The 14,214-nt window shown below is 54.8% G+C and carries 19 protein-coding genes, 1 tRNA gene and 1 riboswitch; of the genes, 9 read left to right on the top strand and 11 right to left on the bottom strand.

All coding sequences use genetic code 11. The features are described 5' to 3' along the window. Window positions 1-37: 37 nt before the first annotated feature. Entirely contained in the window at window positions 38-1,027 is a 990-nt protein-coding gene (locus FB593_RS07445) for an Hsp33 family molecular chaperone (RefSeq protein WP_145166437.1), read from the top strand. Between the two features lie 38 nt (window positions 1,028-1,065). On the opposite strand, the gene apaG is transcribed toward FB593_RS07445, so the two are convergent. Together apaG and FB593_RS07435 are read right to left on the bottom strand one after the other, a co-directional pair. Further along, entirely contained in the window at window positions 1,066-1,458 is a 393-nt protein-coding gene (apaG, locus tag FB593_RS07440) for a Co2+/Mg2+ efflux protein ApaG (protein WP_003514932.1), read from the bottom strand. A 236-nt stretch (window positions 1,459-1,694) separates the two neighbouring features. After that, a complete protein-coding gene (locus FB593_RS07435) occupies window positions 1,695-2,879 on the bottom strand; it encodes an O-succinylhomoserine sulfhydrylase (protein WP_003514934.1) in 1,185 nt (394 codons plus the stop codon). A 42-nt stretch (window positions 2,880-2,921) separates the two neighbouring features. Further along, window positions 2,922-3,000: riboswitch (SAM riboswitch) on the bottom strand. Window positions 3,001-3,073: 73 nt separating this feature from the next. Here FB593_RS07435 and FB593_RS07430 point away from each other — a divergent pair. The 7 genes from FB593_RS07430 (at window position 3,074) to FB593_RS07400 (ending at window position 8,047) form a co-directional block, all read left to right on the top strand. Beyond that, the gene (locus FB593_RS07430; protein WP_003514935.1) at window positions 3,074-4,171 is read left to right on the top strand and encodes a 2'-deoxycytidine 5'-triphosphate deaminase; all 1,098 of its coding nucleotides are present in this window, start codon (window positions 3,074-3,076) and stop codon (window positions 4,169-4,171) included. Window positions 4,172-4,227: 56 nt separating this feature from the next. Then, window positions 4,228-4,301: transfer RNA gene (locus FB593_RS07425), tRNA-Gly, on the top strand. A gap of 509 nt (window positions 4,302-4,810) precedes the next feature. Then, window positions 4,811-5,032 (top strand): hypothetical protein, encoded by a 222-nt coding sequence (locus FB593_RS07420; RefSeq protein ID WP_145166436.1) that lies wholly within the window; start codon window positions 4,811-4,813, stop codon window positions 5,030-5,032. Between the two features lie 61 nt (window positions 5,033-5,093). Then, a complete protein-coding gene (locus tag FB593_RS07415; RefSeq protein WP_145166435.1) occupies window positions 5,094-5,696 on the top strand; it encodes a hypothetical protein in 603 nt (200 codons plus the stop codon). A 215-nt stretch (window positions 5,697-5,911) separates the two neighbouring features. After that, window positions 5,912-6,685 (top strand): TIGR04255 family protein, encoded by a 774-nt coding sequence (locus FB593_RS07410; protein ID WP_210246032.1) that lies wholly within the window; start codon window positions 5,912-5,914, stop codon window positions 6,683-6,685. Continuing rightward, window positions 6,570-7,352, top strand: coding sequence for a hypothetical protein (locus FB593_RS07405; protein WP_145166433.1), 783 nt, complete (start codon window positions 6,570-6,572; stop codon window positions 7,350-7,352). The genes FB593_RS07410 and FB593_RS07405 overlap by 116 nt, the downstream gene beginning before the upstream one ends. Continuing rightward, window positions 7,352-8,047, top strand: a complete 696-nt coding sequence (locus FB593_RS07400) for a hypothetical protein (protein WP_145166432.1) — start codon at window positions 7,352-7,354, stop codon at window positions 8,045-8,047. Before FB593_RS07405 ends, FB593_RS07400 begins: the two co-directional genes overlap by 1 nt. A gap of 949 nt (window positions 8,048-8,996) precedes the next feature. Here FB593_RS07400 and FB593_RS07395 read toward each other — a convergent pair. From FB593_RS07395 to FB593_RS07355, 9 genes are all read right to left on the bottom strand, one after another. Continuing rightward, complete coding sequence (locus FB593_RS07395) at window positions 8,997-10,019, bottom strand: tyrosine-type recombinase/integrase (RefSeq protein ID WP_145166431.1); 1,023 nt, start codon at window positions 10,017-10,019, stop codon at window positions 8,997-8,999. Next, entirely contained in the window at window positions 10,006-10,236 is a 231-nt protein-coding gene (locus tag FB593_RS07390; RefSeq protein ID WP_145166430.1) for a hypothetical protein, read from the bottom strand. Before FB593_RS07390 ends, FB593_RS07395 begins: the two co-directional genes overlap by 14 nt. Window positions 10,237-10,301: 65 nt before the next feature. After that, complete coding sequence (locus FB593_RS07385; RefSeq protein WP_145166429.1) at window positions 10,302-11,207, bottom strand: YfdQ family protein; 906 nt, start codon at window positions 11,205-11,207, stop codon at window positions 10,302-10,304. A gap of 59 nt (window positions 11,208-11,266) precedes the next feature. After that, window positions 11,267-11,599, bottom strand: a complete 333-nt coding sequence (locus FB593_RS07380; protein ID WP_111827575.1) for a hypothetical protein — start codon at window positions 11,597-11,599, stop codon at window positions 11,267-11,269. A 29-nt stretch (window positions 11,600-11,628) separates the two neighbouring features. Further along, entirely contained in the window at window positions 11,629-11,811 is a 183-nt protein-coding gene (locus FB593_RS07375) for a hypothetical protein (protein ID WP_111827574.1), read from the bottom strand. A 59-nt stretch (window positions 11,812-11,870) separates the two neighbouring features. Further along, complete coding sequence (locus FB593_RS07370) at window positions 11,871-12,062, bottom strand: hypothetical protein (RefSeq protein ID WP_145166428.1); 192 nt, start codon at window positions 12,060-12,062, stop codon at window positions 11,871-11,873. Window positions 12,063-12,121: 59 nt separating this feature from the next. Beyond that, window positions 12,122-12,271 (bottom strand): hypothetical protein, encoded by a 150-nt coding sequence (locus FB593_RS27480; RefSeq protein WP_162691384.1) that lies wholly within the window; start codon window positions 12,269-12,271, stop codon window positions 12,122-12,124. After that, entirely contained in the window at window positions 12,271-12,693 is a 423-nt protein-coding gene (locus FB593_RS07365; protein ID WP_145166427.1) for a tellurite resistance TerB family protein, read from the bottom strand. Before FB593_RS07365 ends, FB593_RS27480 begins: the two co-directional genes overlap by 1 nt. Before the next feature lie 498 nt (window positions 12,694-13,191). Next, complete coding sequence (locus FB593_RS07355; protein ID WP_111827570.1) at window positions 13,192-13,887, bottom strand: XRE family transcriptional regulator; 696 nt, start codon at window positions 13,885-13,887, stop codon at window positions 13,192-13,194. Between FB593_RS07355 and FB593_RS07350 the strand changes: the two genes are divergently transcribed. Beyond that, window positions 13,886-14,194 (top strand): transcriptional regulator, encoded by a 309-nt coding sequence (locus tag FB593_RS07350; RefSeq protein ID WP_186447895.1) that lies wholly within the window; start codon window positions 13,886-13,888, stop codon window positions 14,192-14,194. The two genes, FB593_RS07355 and FB593_RS07350, sit on opposite strands and share 2 nt — an antisense overlap. Window positions 14,195-14,214 lie beyond the last annotated feature (20 nt).

Genomic DNA, 14,214 nt, shown 5'->3' with positions numbered 1-14,214 from the left:
CGGTAGCGGCGCAACGGCTGCGCCAAGGAGTTATGACATGGCAGATGTAACGGTTGAACTGGACAATCTCGATTTAGCTGGCGACGACAAGGTTGTGCCCTTTCAGGTCGAAGGTCTGGACGTGCGCGGTCGCGCCGTACAGGTCGGGCCGCTGTTGAATGCCATCCTCGAACGTCACGAATATCCCGAGATTGTCGCCCGCCTGCTCGCGGAAGCAACGGTTCTGACGGCGCTGATCGGCACATCCCTGAAATTTTCCGGCAAGCTGACTGTGCAGACCAAGGGCGACGGCCCGGTTGACCTTCTGGTGGCGGATTTCACCGCGCCCGAGAGCATGCGCGCTTATGCCCGTTTCGATGAGGAGCGGCTGGCGGAAGCTGTTGCTGCGGGGCAAACCTCGCCCGAACAACTGCTCGGAACCGGCATTCTGGCCTTCACCATCGATCAGGGCGTCGGCATGCAGCCTTATCAGGGCATCGTGCCGCTGGACGGTTCTTCGCTGGAAGAAATCGCCGGGGTTTATTTCCGTCAGTCGGAACAGCTTCCCACCCGCGTGCGCCTCGGCGTTGCCCAGTTCTTCGACCGTGACGGCGAAGGGAAGCCACGCCATAGCTGGCGTGCAGGCGGCGTGATTGCCCAGTTCCTGCCGCAGGCGCCCGAGCGTTTGCGCATGCGCGATCTCCATGGCGGTGACGGCGACGAGGGCGATTATGAAGTGGCGGAGGACGATGCCTGGACAGAGGCAGTGTCGCTGCTGAATACGGTGGATACCGACGAGCTGACCGATCCGCAGGTGCCAGTGGAGCGTCTGCTTTACAGGCTTTTCCACGAGAGCGGCGTTCGCATCTACGATCCGCAGGTCATTTTCGACCGTTGCAGCTGTTCACGGGACAAGATCAAGGGTGTGCTGTCCGGTTTCACCGCCGAAGAGATCAAGGCGAGTGAGCAAGACGGTGCGATTGCCGTGACGTGCGAGTTCTGCTCCACGACCTATCGCTACGATCTCAGCGAGTTTGAAAACGTCTGACGAGGAGAGCCGCGCTTGTGAATGGCGCGGCTTTTTTGTCAGTTCAGCACCCGCAACAGGCCGGGTGAATCCAGTGAAAAGGCGGGGATGGTGACATTGAACACCTCGCCTTTGTCCGTTTCCATTTCATAGTGGCCAAACATAAGGCCTGACGGCGTATCCAGCGGGCAGCCGGATGAATATTCGTAACTGTCGCCGGGGTTCAGATGCGGTTTTTCGCCGACGACACCCGGCCCGTAGACCTCATCCACCTGTCCGTTCTGGTCGGTGATGTGCCAATAGCGGTTGACGAGTGTTATCGGAACATCAGAATTGTTCGAGATCACGACTTTATAGCCCCAGACATAACGATCGTCATCCGGGTCGGACTGCTCCTCGAGATAATACGGATCGACCGTTACCTCGATATCCCTTGTCAGAGCACGATACATACGCGCCACACCTCGATATTTTCCCTGCTGCCATCATCCTACACTACAGGTTCTGGCTATCGTCAAGAAAATGAATGACTTGACGACCACGTGCATCTTCTGTTGCGCCGTTTTTTCACCGTTAGGGATAACGGTAAAGGTAAATATTGGTTGCCCGACGCGGGCTTTCACCCAGGCGGGATGCGTGCCATGGCCCGACGGGGAAGTCGGGCCATGGCGGTATGTCGACTGAATCCTTAAACTGAAACGGCCGCAAGACCCTTCGCCAGATCTTCCAGCAGATCGTCCGTATCTTCGATACCGCAGGAAAGACGCAAGGTCCCGCCGGAAATACCGAGTTCGGCACGCGCCTCGTCGGTCAGGTTCTTGTGCGTCGTGGTGCCAGGGTGGGTAATGAGGCTCTTGGCATCGCCGAGATTGTTGGAAATCTTCACGATATCAAGCGCGTTCTGCAGTGCGAATGCCGCTTCCTTGCCACCCTTCAGTTCGAAAGCCACGAGCGTCGAGCCGCCCGACATCTGCCGCGCGATGATGTCTGCCTGCGGATGGTCGGCGCGACCAGGATAGATCACTTTGGCAACCTTGCCGCTGTCGGCGAGGAAATCGGCGATCTTCGAGGCATTGGCCGTCTGCTGCTTGACACGCAGCGGCAGGGTTTCGATGCCCTTCAGCAGCGTCCAGGCATTGAACGGCGACATGGCTGGGCCGGTGTGGCGGAAATAGTCCTGCAGCTCTTCCTCAATCCACTTCTTGTCGGAAAGGATCACGCCGCCAAGGCAACGGCCCTGACCGTCAATGTGCTTCGTCGCCGAATAAACGACGATATGGGCGCCGAGTTCGAGTGGCTTCTGGAAAAGCGGTGTGGCGAAAACATTGTCGACAACCACTTTCGCGCCGATCTGGTTGGCGAGCTTCGCCACGCCGGCAATATCCACCACTTCGAGCGTCGGGTTGGTCGGGCTTTCGAGGAAAAACAGCTTGGTGTTCGGCTGGATCGCCTTTTCCCAATTGTTGAGATCGCGTCCGTCGATCAGCGTGCACTCGATGCCGTATTTGGGTGCAAGCGTTTCTACCACCCAACGGCAGGAGCCAAAAAGCGCGCGGGCAGCAACGATGTGATCGCCGGCACGCAGCTGGCACATGATGGCGGCTGTCACGGCGGCCATGCCGGAGGCAAGCGCACGGGCGTCTTCCGCACCTTCCAGCAGGCACATGCGCTTTTCGAACATGTCATTGGTCGGGCTTGCATAGCGGGCATAGATGAAGCCATCCGTTTCGCCCTTGAAGCGCGCTTCGGCGGCTTCGGAGTTTTCGTAAACGAAACCCTGGGTCAGATAGATCGCTTCCGACGTTTCACCATAGGGTGAGCGTAGCGTACCGCCGTGAACGAGCTGGGTTGCCGGGCGCCATTTATTGCTCATGTGATCACCTCAAAACAAAAAAACCGGTCGCAAAAGCAGACCGGTTCCTAGCACCCGGTCTTTTTAGCCACTTGTTTAACGTGGCTGCAAGCCGACCGGCCAAATCACCACGGGATAAGCTTGCCATACTGCCGTTACCGGCTTGCGTCAATGCTTTCCTTTTGGTTTTGTCGCCGTAAAAAGGAATGATGATCATGACCAGAACCACGGGCATTTTGGCGGATGGCGCGATCAGGGCGCTGTTTGCGGGCGGCAAGCTGAAAAGCGAGGCTGATCTCGATGTCGATCAGGTGCAACCCGCCAGCCTCGATCTGCGACTGGGCTCCAAAGCCTATCGCGTGCGCGCCAGTTTCATGCCCGGCCCCGGAACCCGAGTCATCGACAAGCTCAACCGCTTCAGCCTGCACGAGGTCGATCTGAGCGAGGGGGCGGTTCTGGAAACCGGTTGCGTCTACATCGTGCCCTTGATGGAGAGCCTGGAGCTGCCGGCGGATATGTCGGCTTCGGCCAATCCGAAAAGCTCGACGGGGCGTCTTGATATCTTCACCCGCGTCATGACCGACAATGCGCAGGAATTCGACAAGATACCTGCGGGCTATGCCGGCCCGCTATATCTGGAAATCAGCCCGCGCACCTTCCCGGTCGTCGTGCGCCGTGGCTCGCGCCTCTCGCAAATCCGTTTCCGCATCGGCCACTCGTTGCTCAACGAAGCCGAGCTTCTGAAATTGCACGAGACGGAGATGCTGGTCGCCAGCGAAACCCCTAATGTGACCGGCGGCGGCATCGCGCTTTCCATCGACCTTAAGGGTTTTGGCGAAAAAGGGCTGATCGGCTATCGCGGCAAGCATCACACAGCGGTGGTAGATGTCGACAAAAAGGCTCAGCACGATGTTCTCGATTTCTGGGAACCTCTATACGCCCGCGGCCGTGCCGAACTGATCCTCGATCCGGATGAGTTCTATATTCTCGTTTCGCGTGAAGCGGTGCATGTACCGCCACTTTATGCGGCCGAAATGACACCCTTCGATCCCTTGGTGGGCGAGTTCCGCGTGCATTATGCGGGCTTCTTCGATCCAGGCTTCGGCCATGCGCAGGCGGGCGGCACGGGCAGCCGCGCCGTTCTCGAGGTGCGCAGCCACGAGGTGCCCTTCATCCTCGAACACGGCCAGATCGTCGGCCGGCTGGTTTACGAGCACATGTTGCAAAAACCTGATGGCCTCTACGGTAGCGGCCTTGGCTCCAACTATCAGGCGCAGGGCCTGAAGCTCTCCAAGCATTTCCGCGCGGAGTAATGATCCTGTCGGGTGCTTGACACCCGATAAGAACTGTCCGATGTCTTGTGCGCGGCGCGGGTGTAGCTCAATGGTAGAGCAGCAGCTTCCCAAGCTGAATACGAGGGTTCGATTCCCTTCACCCGCTCCACCTTATTTCTCAGGGCTTTTGGCAATTTCGTACGCTATAAAAATTCGTGAGTTTTACAGGTCGTTTTACGGATGCGGTTCTTGGTTTGTGCGTTCAAACGGTGGCACTTTTATTTTAGATTTTTGATCCTATCTATTAAAGCAGGTCGCGATGGCGTTCGGCGCGCGTTGCAAATGTTTGCAATTATTTGAAACCATGTGTCGTGATTGCCGTTTGCCGCGTGCAGTGTTGCAACAGTTCGAATTAAAATTTGGAAATGTTTTTTGCGTAAGCGTCGCGCAATTTTGCAAGCTTATGTTAATTCAGCGCAATTCCAAATTAACGAACCGGCGGAGGTTTTAATTGCAAAGTCAACCCCCTCTAGCCAAACACTCGTGCAGCTGGTAAGTTCTAATTAACTTCTCTGTTGCATCTTGACAATGAGAATAAGGTGTGTTGGTTCGCGCCTGCGAATCTTAAATCTGACGCATTCATGTGGGACTATGCGTCGTAACCATAAGGAGGTCAAAATGACCAAGAGCGAAGACAGACTACTCTCGCTCCTCTTCGAGGAGGGAAGGGTGCTCGATAACCTGAAGTTCTTCCCCGGCGAAGAGTGCGCCTCCTCGGAAGAACTCTTTGATGAGGCATTTCTTGCTATCTCTGAAGTAACTTCGGGGAAAAGCAAGATTGTAATGCCAATGGCGGCTAGTGAAAAAGTTGCGCACGCTGACTTCGTGGCTAGCCTTTAAAGTTTTTTTTGGTATTTAGAAAAGTCCGGGCTGTTGCCCGGGCTTTTTTTATGGGGAATCGATGTCGATCGTAAAAATTATTCGGCACTTTGAGGGCCTAGGACGCGCTCCAGTGCAGATTCCAGATATCCTAAAACAAATACAAGCCGTCACTCTTGATGAGCGAGTAGAGATACATGGATACGACCGACCGGCTAATAAGCTACGTGGATTTCACTACCGTTACCATATCGAACCGCTCAAAGATTCTGCACTGATGCCTGAACGCGTAGCAGTTGCAGCTTATAGCGTTCAGCAGGCGAATGAGTGGCAACGATTGGTGTGTGCCAAGGAACTCGTTCATATTTTTGACCGCGATCCGATCAAAACGAGTTCGAAGCTGGAGGTTGTGAGGCTAGGACACCACATTGGCGGTAATGTGAAGTTTGACGACGTGGATGATAACAACATCCAGAGCTTCTTTGACGAGGTCGCAAAGTATCAGGCCCTCGCCATATTATTTCCTTTCGGCCTACGTGAGGACATCCTTGCATCTGCCGCAACAATTGATGACGCGCTAATTAACAGGGTCGCCCAACACGTCGAAGTTCCTGTTGATTTCGTTGAGATGGTTTTGGGCAACATCTGGCCGCTGATGCATGTCAACATCCACGCGGTGGGATGACGTCCGGTTTCCTCTCAGCATAATTTATTTTCCCTTCGCGCCGCAAACGCGTGAACTGTAAATCGTCTGTCGACCGGACCCGATTTTTCAATTTGATTTACGGTGGGTACTTGTGTCGAAGCAATTATCAACCTATCCCTAACTCTGACGCCGCTTGGGGCTAGCTTGACGCTACTCTCATGATTTTGCGCGGTTTGTTTGTAGAGGGGCGAGTGTTGAAACTTCTCGATAACTACGAGCGAGTGATTTATCGCAAAAATCCTCTCGTAGAGGTATTAGCGCAAATAAAGTTTCCGACTTCGCTGCTTATTGCATCAACGCTTCCGACCCAGTTCCAGCAGGAGCTATTAGATTCGTACCCCATCTTCGAGCCTCAAGGCGCGCTTCACGTTGATATCGAAGGGGGAAATCCTAATGCGGTTATGACGAATCAGTATCTGTTCAAATCCGGCGATGACAGATGGAGCGTGACGCTAGCTTCCGACTCTCTTACCTTGTCTACTTCGGACTATGTTCGATGGGAAGAGTTTTCATATCGGTTGAGAGAAATTATAAACGCACTCTTGAAGTGTTATAAGATTGGTAGTTTCTCTCGGATAGGTTTAAGATACCGCGACATCATTGATCCAGAACCTTTGGATTTGTTGGGGTGTGCATGGGCAGAGTTGATTACGCCGGTTTTGCTCGGGATATTCGATGCGCCTGAATTGGGTGAAATAGTTGTAGATCACACAGCTTCGGCGGCTACGTTCGCTGTTGAAGATTTTAGGGTGAATCTACAAACGAGTTTTGTGCTCAACCAAAATGAAAACAAAGCGTTTTTGATTGATTCGGATTTCTTTCAGGTAGCTGTCAGCACAGCGGGAGTTGAAAATGCGATCGGCGTCCTCAGTCGCCTACACACGTACTCAGGACCGGTCTTCCGGTTCTGCATTACTGAAAAATTACACCAAGCTCTCGGGCCAGAGCCTGTTCGAAAACGGGATTGAGCTGTCGGGCCTAGGGTGGTTTGACGGCACGAGTGACGCTGCTCCATCTGGCGTTTTCGACAGTTGGCTATCGCAGTTGTTTACGGCTGTGAGAGAGAACCAGCGCATCAAAAAGCAGGAACTAGTCTATTCTTATTTTCACACGCTCTACCAGCCAAAGCCTGTCAAAAAAAACTCTGCGTTGATGCTGGTGATGCTCCAAGAACTAGAAGGACGGCTCGCTCCGTTTGTTATTTCTCTCGGAAGTAACTCCGAGGATCTGACGCATCCGCGCCACAAAGTTGCCATCCATTACGGTGATGCGGCTCAGGTCGTCTTGGAGTTGCCGGATGTGCAAGGTTATCCATCGAGCCGAAGCCAGTGGATTGCGTCTGCGCGAGCAATGTTTGAAATAGGAAAAGATTATCAGCGCGTAGAAGACATTGCCGAGATAATTAACCTTATCGAATCTCGACTCCAAGGCAACCTGCACGAGGAAGTTAGTGATCTTTTTGCGGTTTTGAATACCGAGAACACCCCGATTGCATTTCTAGTCGCAGCGCTCCGTATCACGTTGCCATGCCGTGACCAGATCGCGAATTGGTCACTGCTGCGGTCACGCACTAGCGTCGCAATTGAGGGTGAAGGACGTAATAGCGCTAAGCTTCTTCGCGGACTGATTGATTAATGGTGAATGACGGTGCGGTTGTTGACCCCGGGACAATGGCTTCTCACATTGGAGTAGCTATTAAGCAGGTCAGTGATTCTCAAAATCACGTTGGACTGCTGTATAGAGATTCTCAGGGAGTACAATTTTGTCATCTTGCATTTCACCATGACCTTCGATTTGAAAACGCTCGCTCTGACTATCATTGGGCAGAATCGGGAGTCTTCGAAGATGACGAAGAGAGCGCTAAAATATTAGCCGCTCGAATTATCACCCTCAAGCAAAAGAGGGGATATATATCTTACGGTTTTTTCTCGGGAAAAGGACCCGTGTTTAATTCCAAGGGGGAATTTATAGAGTTCCCTTCGCCGGGGATGGGCCTCACCTGTGCGACATTCATATTAGAACTTTTTCACGCAATGGGTTTTACGATTGTAGACGCCGGGAGCTGGCCAGATCGCGCAGCGGACGCTGCATGGAAAGACCATATAGTAAATGTCCTTTACGAGTACTTTCCCGACCACGCTTTGGCACTAGAGAATTTTAGGGACGGCGTTAGAATAAGGCCAGAAGAAGCTGCGGCTTGCGTTATCTCTCAAGCATATCCAACGAAATATGATCTGGCGATCAAGATGGCAGAAGAAATTTTGGCTGATCTCAACGGGGTCGACTCTTCTGATTGTGAGGGCGGAGCATCTGCTGCGAAAACTAAATGACTTCAAATGTTGGACAATGGGCCGCGGGAACGAGGTCGCTTCTGGACACCCACCAGTGCCAGTGCTCGCGTTCTTTTTTGTTCTAACCAATTTATGCCTTGCCACTCACTCCCACTCTGCACCTTCAGCAAATTCAGAGGTAGTAGTTCCTCCACCTCCTTTTTCCCTCTCTGATGTTCGATCAGACACAAACGTAACTAATCCGGCGTGCAAACATCAATGGACGGAACTGTGCGCGCAATGGAAGAGTGCAGATGCTGCTGAGGCAGCGGTTAGTTGGGCGGCAAGATCATTCTATCTTTCTATGGGTGGTATGATTGTTGGAGCGGCGACATTGGCCGCAGCGTCTGCGGCAGCGATATATGCCAGGGCGGCAACTGCGCAAGCGCGGCGTAGCGCGGACGCTGCCTACGACGCCGTTGCAACCGCGAGAAGGGTAGGTGAGGCTCAAACGCGCGCATATTTGTTCTTAAAATCAGCTAAATATAGATTGTCAAAGAAGGAAATCGCTGTTGCGATAGAGATCGGAAACACGGGCCAGTCGCCAGCGACAAACGTGTCCTATGTCGCGTCACTGCGGGTGTTTGAAGTGGGTGGTACCCGGTCGCGTCCGCGAGTACTAACTTTCGTGTCTTCTGACGAAACTACTGGTGACCTACAGCCAGTGAACGCTAATAGCTTCGCTGTAGAGGATATTCCATTTTTTTGGGGAGTGAACGTCCCAGACGATAAAACAGATCTAACAGGCAAATCGGTTTTCGCCGACGGCAATGAGATTGCTTTTGATCTGGAAGTTAGGTGGCAAGATGTATTCGGGGTGAACCACCGCTTCTCAGCCTATCTAATGGCTGACGTTGGCCCCAGTCCCACTAACAGCCGCGTTAGGCGATCTCCCCGTGGTGATATGGTAATAAGGGCCGATGATCCCCAATACGATTGGCAGGTTTAGTTAGGATAAAGTCCTTGCTCGGTTTAATTGTTTGATCATCTCTTTCGTGGCGGAATTTCGGCCCACGTAGCGGCGAATAATTTTCTCAACCGTCTCTTCCTCCCACGCCATGATTTCTGCGATGACGCGTATCGACAGCCCGGCGATATAGAACTTGGTCGCTGCGGTCCCTCTTAAGTCGTGGAAGTGCAGATCGCGCTCCAGCATGTTCGTTTTTTCTTTCGCGCGCCAGAACATCGTATTCAATCCGCTCGGCTTCCACGGCTTCTTTTTGGAACTGGTAAGGATGACGGGCGAGCGCTTGGCGATGCGCTCAAGAATTTCATTCAAGGCGTCGTAGCGCGGTATGATCGCCTCGCGCTTGTGCCTGCTCTTGCCGGTCGAAATAATGATGGCATCGGGGCCGACATGCGACCATGAAAGTTTCAGCAGATCGCTGACGCGCAAGCCGGTATGGGCGGCGAGGTCGATAACCCACTTCAACTCGTCAGAGCAAGCGGCCTTGACTTGCGCAATGTCGGCATCCGTCCAGATGATTTCTGAACGGTCGGAACTGTACAGATGCTTGATGCCCTCGGCTGGATTGGCGCTTAGCTTGCCCATCGGGTCTACGCCATGGGACAAGATGCGGGAAAGAACCTGCATGCCAGTGTCTGCGGCGCGCGGCGTCTCACTGTACTGGCCGCGCCATTGGCGAATGCGAGGGCGGATTTTGTCCGTGCGGTTGAACTGCGCAATGCTCAAATTGCCGAAGTACTCGGAAATTCGATCAATCCACGGCGTCCAGACGCGCTTAGTTGAATCGGCGAGCTTCTTGAACTCGGTTGCCTTGTAGTGGGTGATGATAGAGCGGAAGCGTCCGCTTTCCGGCTCCATGCGGCTGGCGATGGCTTCGTTATAGGATGCCATGAACGCCGCCGTTCCCGGCTGGCCGTCGAGCCTTGGGCCGCCGCGCCAAGCGTAATAGTAGATGTTGCCCTTGGCCCTTACGGTGTGGATGCCCTTTAGCTCAACTGTAACCATGCTTTTTATCAAACTCCGCAAGTTCGCGGTCCAGATCGTCTTCGTCGTTCTGTGCCGGTGGCGTAAAATGCCATCGAAATGTGCCGTCTGGCAATGTGTCCAGCGCGGTTGGCGTCAACCCGTTCTTTTTCAGTGCCTCAAGCGTAGCGGTGACATCGCGAACTCGAAGGGTAGGGCGACGTTGTTTTCTGTGAGCGGCTGGTATGGCGGCGGTCATGTTGTACCGTTCTCAGTGACTTTGATTGCAAGCGCGGGCGGCAACCGCCCGCGCTCCGGGTGAAATCAGGCCGACATTTCCGGCTTGCCCGCGAACTTCGGCAGGCCAAGTTCTGCGGCGGTTTCGTGCAGGGCGAAGTTAACGGCTTTGGTGATGTGGATATCGGGCCGGTAAAGCATGCACGTCCACGAAAGCGTGCCTTCACGAAGGCGGTAGCGCAGGCGCACGGGAAGGCGGATGCTTTCACCCTGGAAGAACGGAGCGATGTTGAGGACGAAGACGCCCGGCACGGTGATCGGGTCGCCGTTGGCGTTCTTGTGGTCTTCCTCGAAAACGATCTGGCTTTCGCCGGTTTGCAGTTTCAGGGCCGTCTTGACGCGGGTTTCCGCATTGATCTGCAAGCCCTGCGAAAGCACTACCAGTTCATTCGGATAGGCGATCTTTGCCCGGAAGAGCAATTCGAGGTCTTTCACCTCGTCAGAGTCCGGCGCGGCCAGTTCGGCGATATGGTCTTCGATGAATTCCGCAAACTCGTTTTGCGTCAAGGCTTTGCCATGGATTCCCTGCCAAGCTTTCCACTCTTCGGAAAGCGGAAACGCATAGTGCACGCGGTGCTTGCCGTTATCCGGGTCGTCGCCGTGGTAGTCGATAACGGCGGTGAAGGCGGGGGTGCGCCAGTCCGTAACCGCAAAGATTACACTGTTGTCCGTCTTGTGGCGCTCGACCAGCTTGACGAAGGAATCCAGCGTTTCAACATTGGCCGTGCCATGCTTGCGCTCCGGGCGGGTGCGCCATGGCGCGAAGATCGTGGACACGTCCGACAGCTTGCCGCTGGTCGGGTCCAGCAGCGCCGGGACGGTGGCAGGAATGCCCTTGGCGTCGGCAGGTGCCGGAACCTGCACAATCGTGGCGTTGGTCTGCGCCGCGAGCTTTGCGATTTCGGCGACGGCGGTGTGGGTGAATTGGTCCATTTCAGTTCCTCTGTTGGTGCGCCGGTCACTGGCCGGTCGCAGTTGCTAAAGTTGGGAAATCAGCCTGCGGAGACTTCGCGGGGCGAAAACATGTCGTGCTGGCGGGGATGCTCGGTCGAAAGCGCGCCGTCCTCGACAACCCAAAAGACCGAGTTCTTGCGCGGCAGCTTCGGGGTTTTGGATTCCATATCGGCGGAAATCGTCACCATGCCATCCTTGACGGACAGGGCGAGTTTCAGGGTGACGGAACCCTTGAAAGTCTGCATGGCGTTGGCTTCGGACATGTCCGAAAGCTTCTCCAGCGTCTGGCCGATCTCGGCGGAAAAGGCGGGGTTAAGCTGGCCGTTTTCCAGCATGCCGATAATGGTGGAGGCATCGCGTATTTTCTTCATGCGGATGGTTCCTTGTGGTTTGAGGAAGGTCACGCGCGCCCGGCGGCGACGTGGTGGCGCTTGATCTCGGCGAGGCTCGTGGCGCAAAGCGCCGCGCCGCCGATGATGGCAAGGATGAGGACGGCGCAAGCGCAGGCCAGAAAGAACCGGCCATAGGGCGGCGTTGTCTGCTGCGGGCGCTCTGTCGGGATCATGGGGTAAATCTGGATCAAGGCTGTCTCCATCCGTTCGGGAAACCGCCTCGCGTGAGGCGGAAACCGGAGCGGACGTTTCAGGCCGCAACGCGGGCGTCCTCAACGCGTATGTCGTGGAAACGGGCAATAGCTGCATCACCGCAGCGATGGATTTCCTCAGCGGTAAACCATTCGCGAAGGTCGGCTTTCGTGCAGCCTTCGCCCACGCGCTGGATGGCGTCCGCCATTGCCTGTGTCAGTTCGGTGTCGTTAGCGGTATTGATGCGCATTCCGGTATCTCCTGATTGGGGTGGGGCGAGCCTTTTTGCCTCATGCTCGGGAGGGCTTTTCAGCGGGACAATCGGCCTGCGACGAAGCCGATTGCGACCAGCAGGACGCTGGAAACGAGGTCCATGGCGAAGGAAAAGAAGAGGGCCTGCATGGTGACGAGAAGGCCCGCCGCCGTCGCCAAGGCGATATTCTTCGCGGTCGCCATCATTAGAGGTACTTGGCCAGATCAAGCTCGACAGTGGACGCGATCTTCGCAAGCACTGCTTTCTCTTCATCGGAAATGCCGCCGCTGTCTGCCACGTCCAGCGCGACCAGAAGCACTGTTTCGCTCATGTCGTGGTCGGCCTTGATGTCTTCGATTTCCTTGAAGAGACCGGCCTTGCCGACGCGGCCCACGGAGCGGCTGCACATTTTGTCCATCGTGGTTTCGATGGCGCGGGCATCGAAAGCACCGGAAAGGGCGGCGTTGGACTTCACAGCGGCGACGGCGGCCAGAAGTTCCTTGTCGTCAAGGTCGCCGTCCGCCGTGGCGACGAGGGCGGACGCGGCGCAAACCGCTTCCAGAAAATCAGTCTTGCCGGAAAACTTCTTCGCCTTGTCACCGACGAGGCTTTTGAACATTGCAAGCATAAGGCTCCATCCTTCTTTCGTTGAGGGAGCCGGGCGGCATGTTCACATTTCGAGGGTGCGCCGCCCGGCAGTCTACCCAAGCCGCAACGAGGTTTAGCGGTTTGGTTGGCGGCATACAAGCACAGCTTTAAAATACGTGCAAGTCATACTTTAAAACTAAAGCGCTGAAAAACGATTCGACAACGCGGGAAAAAGAATCAATTATTAGAACACAACAAGAACAGAACGGAGAGAAATGGATGCAATCGGGTGCTGCTGCCACACTGAACCAAGTGCTTTCGCTTTCTATTGAGTGCGGAGATTGTGGCCGTATGCGCTGGCGGAAGCCGCAGGAGCTTTACCGAGTGCGCGGAGTCGGCCCTGCTACTAAGCTTGTAGATCTGGGCAGTCGATTAGTGTGCTCGGCCTGCCAGTCGGAAGGGCTGGACGGTCGGAATATATCCATCCAAGCCGCATTTTCATTTGAAAACGACCGTATCAGGGCGGAAGCTTGGCGTATCAATAGCCAAGCAGTTCGCGTAGCGGGATGATCCGCCACATGTTCTTTATCGTGTAGGCGTCGAACTGCAGCTCCTTGGGCGGATTGTATTGTTCGCAAACTATCGCGCCCTTCGTCCGCCCTTTAAGCTTCTTCACGTACGCTTTGCCGACCGTTGCGCCATCATCTGGGAACATTTCAATCACTACATGGTCGCCAGCGACGGCCTCGCGTCCGCCAACATAGATGAGTTCGCCGGGATCGTATCGCGGAATCATGCTTTCGCTGAGCACGTGAAGCGCGAAAACTTTCCTGAGATGCGCAATTCCTGGGGGTCTGCGAACGTAGCCAGAGACTTCACCATTCAAGGTGAAATCGCCATCGTCTCCCCCTACGGCTACTCCCAAAACCTCGACGTCCATAGGACCTGTCGGCGCAGGTCCTAAATCTGTGATTTGCTCGGCGTCGGCTAACGCTTCCTCGTCATCCAGATATCGCAGCGTGCCGTTGCTTAGGGCGACAGGATCGATTCGCAGCTTCTGCGAAATCGCTTGAAGATGCTCCATTGCGATAGCGTTCGCACCGCGTTCCCAGTTGCCAACAGCGCCAGTACTTACGCCGCCTGCCTCGGCGAGATCGCGCATCACCAGCCCCCGCCGAATGCGTGCGGTTCGAATGGCTTGGCCAATTTTTCTTCGAAGTTCGTTTTGATCCATGGGCGGGATGAAAGGGGAACTTTCATCGCTCGTCCATTTAAGTATAGCTTGCATGGATTTTAAAGCTGTGCTTTTAATCGCGCTCATGGACACGAACCTCAATCAGAATGGGTTAATCGCAGTAAAAGGTGCCGCACGCGGCGCTAGCGCGATTGCGCGCGCTATTGGGGTAACTCCACAAGCGGTAGCGCAGTGGAAGGCAATTCCGCCGGAACACGTCCTGAAGCTAGAAAAAGCCTTCGGTGTCTCCCGTCATGTTCAGCGGCCTGACGTATTCGGACCCGCTGAATTGGAGGCCGCAGAATGAACGGCCTCGTTTCCCTTTCG

Source organism: Rhizobium sp. SJZ105, assembly GCF_007828365.1.
GTDB classification, from domain to species: domain Bacteria; phylum Pseudomonadota; class Alphaproteobacteria; order Rhizobiales; family Rhizobiaceae; genus Agrobacterium; species Agrobacterium tumefaciens.
The sequence above is the reverse complement of the archived record's forward strand: the minus strand, read 5'-3'. Positions and strand labels throughout refer to the sequence as shown.